Below are 3334 nucleotides of genomic sequence, written 5' to 3' on the forward strand. Positions count from 1 at the left end.
GTTCGGCGGCCATACAGTTGCAACACCCGTCCGCGGCTGGCCACACTGGCCGATTCGGCCCAGCCGATAACGGGCACAACAACGCAGCCCCGGAAGTGGTCCTGCCGGGTGGTGGTACGCAACACGCCCAGCCCAGCCAGTTTGTCGCGCAACTGCTGCCCCTCATTACTCGATTTCGACGGCAACAACCCCGCTGAACCGCCGATACCGTGATTGCCTGCGTACCCCAGCTTAAAGTGACTGACCAGTTCAGGATGATGCAGTCCGCGTCGTTCCAGCCAGGCTTTGGCTTCCGGTGATGCCAGTAAGTTCTGATGATAAAAATCAATCACCTGATGCAATAGCGCCTGCCCGTCATCGTCAAGGTCAGCCAGTTTCGGGCGCGGCAGGGGGGCCGGCTGTGATTCCGGCTGGGCGGCTAAAGAAGAAGCGGCCACAACCGCATTGTCCATGTCCGGTAACCCGGCCAGCTCCCGCAGCCGGCGGATAGCAATTTTCAGCGTCACCCCTTCCGTTTGTATCACCCAGTCCAGCACTGACCCCGCCGCGCCACAGCCAAAGCAGTGATACAGGTTCTTGGCAGGCGATATCACCATTGAGGGTGTTTTCTCGTTATGGAACGGACAGCGCAGCACATAATCCTCACCGCGTTTTTTCATCGGACGGCCCTGCTTACGCGCCAGCCCCAGCAATGAGACGGACTGCTTTAAGCGGGCTAAATCGGTATCGGGAGTGCGGCTCATTCTTTGGCATCCTTATCAAACTATTTTTAATAAAGCATTTATGCTTGATAAAGTAGCCTCTGGGCTTTATCATGTCAAGCATGTAAAGTTCATATCAACGCATTAAGGCATGGATGATGCGACCCAATTACGGCAAGATAGCTATATTTGATACCATTAGGATGGCTGAGGTGCTTGATATGGCAGAGACGATTGATACGGGATTTGCACAACGTTTACGGGAACTGCGCAGACAAAAAGGACTCTCTCAGTCTGAACTGGGTAAGCAGGCTGACCTGCATTATACGCACATTGGCCGTTTTGAACGTGGCACATCCCGCCCCGGCAGCGATACCTTAAAGCGGCTGGCTGATGTACTCGGCGTTACCAGCGATTACCTGCTGGAAGGTGCTGCGACCGAAGCGGCCAAAGCCCGGTTTGAAGACAGGGAGTTACTGCACCAGTTTCAGGCGGTAGAGCAGTTACCGGAAGAAGATAAGGAAGTGATTAAGAAGTTACTGGATGCGTTCTTAACCAAGAAACAGATACAGGCGCTAGCGCGCTGATTGATTAACGCAGACTAGCGGTGTCCTACCACCGTTAGCCTGCTCACCATCACCAACTATCAGAGGTAGTTCATCATGGCTGAACGCGATTGTAATGTAAATTCAGGCAGTTCGACAACCCAACGCCGCTATAAGGTCGGCTATATCAGCCGATGTCATGCCGACCGCCACACTGGCATGACTCGCTATTACAGCCAGCACCCCAGTTTGCACCTCAAGGGCAACTGGCTGGAAGAGGCGGGCTTTATGACCGGGCAGCCGGTGCAGGTCAGCATTGAACACGGGCTGTTGATTATCCGGCTTGTTGAGAACAACTGACGGTTAAAAGGAAGATCCCAGCGCTTGGGCTGGGATCGTTTTTACGTTCTCAACAGGGTGCAGTGCTAAGCATAACGCTCTGTCAGTGCTTTCATATGTCTTTCTACCGTTTCTTTACTGTCAGGAAAGGCAGTGATATAAGCATCAGATATATACTGCATCAGCATCACAAATTGATTTGGCGTAATTTCTGAACTTTCAAATTCCCCCAAGAAAAAGGTGACGTAATCAAAATCCTCAGGAATATCCCAATCCTGATCCAAAGAGTAACCAAATCCTTCAGATGGAGAAAAACCATACCCCTTGCTGGCATTGAGCAAAAAGTTCATAAAGGAAATTTTGTTGTTATATAAAGATTCATAAAGAACTTCATATAAATCCCTACCCTCATTTTGAACAAGGTAATGTTCGATATTTTTTAACCAATTTATGTGTTGATCACTCATTTAGAAGTCCTCGCGGGCATAGTAATAAATGCATTATTAACTTGCCCTGTCTTAGCATCTCTGGTTACTTGAAACCAATATCCATCAACTTTTGCGGAATACTGTCTATGATTAGGATTATCCCTAAAATAATTTTCTGCTTGCTTAGCTGCCTTATTAGACATATCAGCAATTTTGGTATCGGATAACACCCTAGGATCATAAGTTGTTTTAACCGTTTCCTTTTTAAAGCCTATTTGTTGACCTCGTCCATTTATTGCAGGAATTTGATATTTGTACTCGATTAATCCCGGATAACGTTTATCGGTAATTTTGTGGTTAATTTTCCCACCCGTCATTTCAACAGACTCTAAGAACGCATCCTGCTTGTGAGCTCCAGAAATTGTTCCCATCTTACGATTAACAACGCCTAATTGGGTATTATGTTTAGTTACATCGGCAACAAAACTTTCTGGAATTAAGTGATTAGTCGTTTTCCCTGTTTGATTTTGTGGTGTTTTCACCTCACTATTTCCAGCATTAACCTGCTGGCCTGTGGATGAGTTAGCACCTTTATTATCCTTTACTACGTTTGAAGATGATGGTTTACTTCCTTTGCTGCCCATTCCGCCAGTCATAGCAGACATTGCCGCACCCGCCAAAATTTCCGCACGCTGCTTATCCAGACCAAACTGTTTCTCAAGTTTCTGCGCAAACTCCGTGCTGTTCACAATCCCTGATTCATCCATTTGCTGCATCAGCAAAACAGACAGATCATTCTTCATGCTCCATGGAATATCTTCACCCAGTGCCTTATCAACGGCCTGACGGACTAACATACTGTTGGCAGGGAGTTCACCGTATTTTTCTTTACAAGCCGCCGGATCTGAAGCACAGGTCGCAATCAACTCGTTGCGCTGCTTCAGACTCAAATCTTCCATTTCTTTCACGATTTGATTGCAGTCACCCCGCGCCTCACACCCTTTGGCTTTGGCCGCGAAGTCGTCTATCTGATCCGCACTCAAAAAGTTATTCTCAATAACAACSCATTCCAGTGCGAAGTTGACCATCGAACACCGATTTTCCTAATGCCCTCAGTCAGTTACAACCCGTTTTTTCCAATGTCCGTTCACCGCCGAACCCAAAACCCCCTGACGCGCTTTTCGCCCCCGACGGCCCGTTTTTCCCGCCGGGCCTTTGTCAGCGTAGCGCCTTTTTCGGCAACGGGCGAACGTCGCCCAGCTTGCCTGGGCGGCGGACGCACGTTCTGCGGGCGCGGGCGGCAYAGAGCCCGCAAGCGGCG

General features: G+C 48.9%; 5 protein-coding genes. 2 read left to right on the forward strand and 3 right to left on the reverse strand.

What is annotated here, in order from left to right:
* Positions 1-743, reverse strand: a 743-nt coding sequence (locus D3222_RS23945; RefSeq protein WP_232832666.1) for a CHC2 zinc finger domain-containing protein, incomplete at its 3' end; no start/stop codon positions are given.
* Between the two features lie 179 nt (positions 744-922).
* Between D3222_RS23945 and D3222_RS23950 the strand changes: the two genes are divergently transcribed.
* Positions 923-1288 carry a helix-turn-helix domain-containing protein gene (locus D3222_RS23950; RefSeq protein ID WP_118988291.1) on the forward strand — a complete coding sequence of 122 codons (366 nt, stop codon included), beginning with the start codon at positions 923-925 and terminating at the stop codon, positions 1286-1288.
* 75 nt (positions 1289-1363) lie between these two features.
* A complete protein-coding gene (locus D3222_RS23955) occupies positions 1364-1606 on the forward strand; it encodes a SymE family type I addiction module toxin (protein ID WP_118988288.1) in 243 nt (80 codons plus the stop codon).
* Positions 1607-1671: 65 nt separating this feature from the next.
* Here the strand turns inward: D3222_RS23955 and D3222_RS23960 are convergent, their stop codons facing one another.
* Both D3222_RS23960 and D3222_RS26370 read right to left on the reverse strand, forming a co-directional pair.
* Complete coding sequence (locus D3222_RS23960; RefSeq protein ID WP_118988289.1) at positions 1672-2052, reverse strand: hypothetical protein; 381 nt, start codon at positions 2050-2052, stop codon at positions 1672-1674.
* The gene (locus D3222_RS26370; RefSeq protein WP_232832667.1) at positions 2049-3101 is read right to left on the reverse strand and encodes a CdiA family toxin C-terminal domain-containing protein; all 1053 of its coding nucleotides are present in this window, start codon (positions 3099-3101) and stop codon (positions 2049-2051) included. The genes D3222_RS23960 and D3222_RS26370 overlap by 4 nt, the downstream gene beginning before the upstream one ends.
* Positions 3102-3334 lie beyond the last annotated feature (233 nt).

Origin of the sequence: Photorhabdus sp. CRCIA-P01, assembly GCF_003545805.1 — a bacterium.
GTDB lineage: Bacteria > Pseudomonadota > Gammaproteobacteria > Enterobacterales > Enterobacteriaceae > Photorhabdus > Photorhabdus antumapuensis.

Coding starts and splice junctions, on each gene's coding strand:
- D3222_RS23955 (WP_118988288.1), top strand. CDS start 1,364: ATGGCTGAACGCGATTGTAATGTAAATTCAGGCAGTTCGACAACCCAA.
- D3222_RS23960 (WP_118988289.1), bottom strand. CDS start 2,052: ATGAGTGATCAACACATAAATTGGTTAAAAAATATCGAACATTACCTT.
- D3222_RS23950 (WP_118988291.1), top strand. CDS start 923: ATGGCAGAGACGATTGATACGGGATTTGCACAACGTTTACGGGAACTG.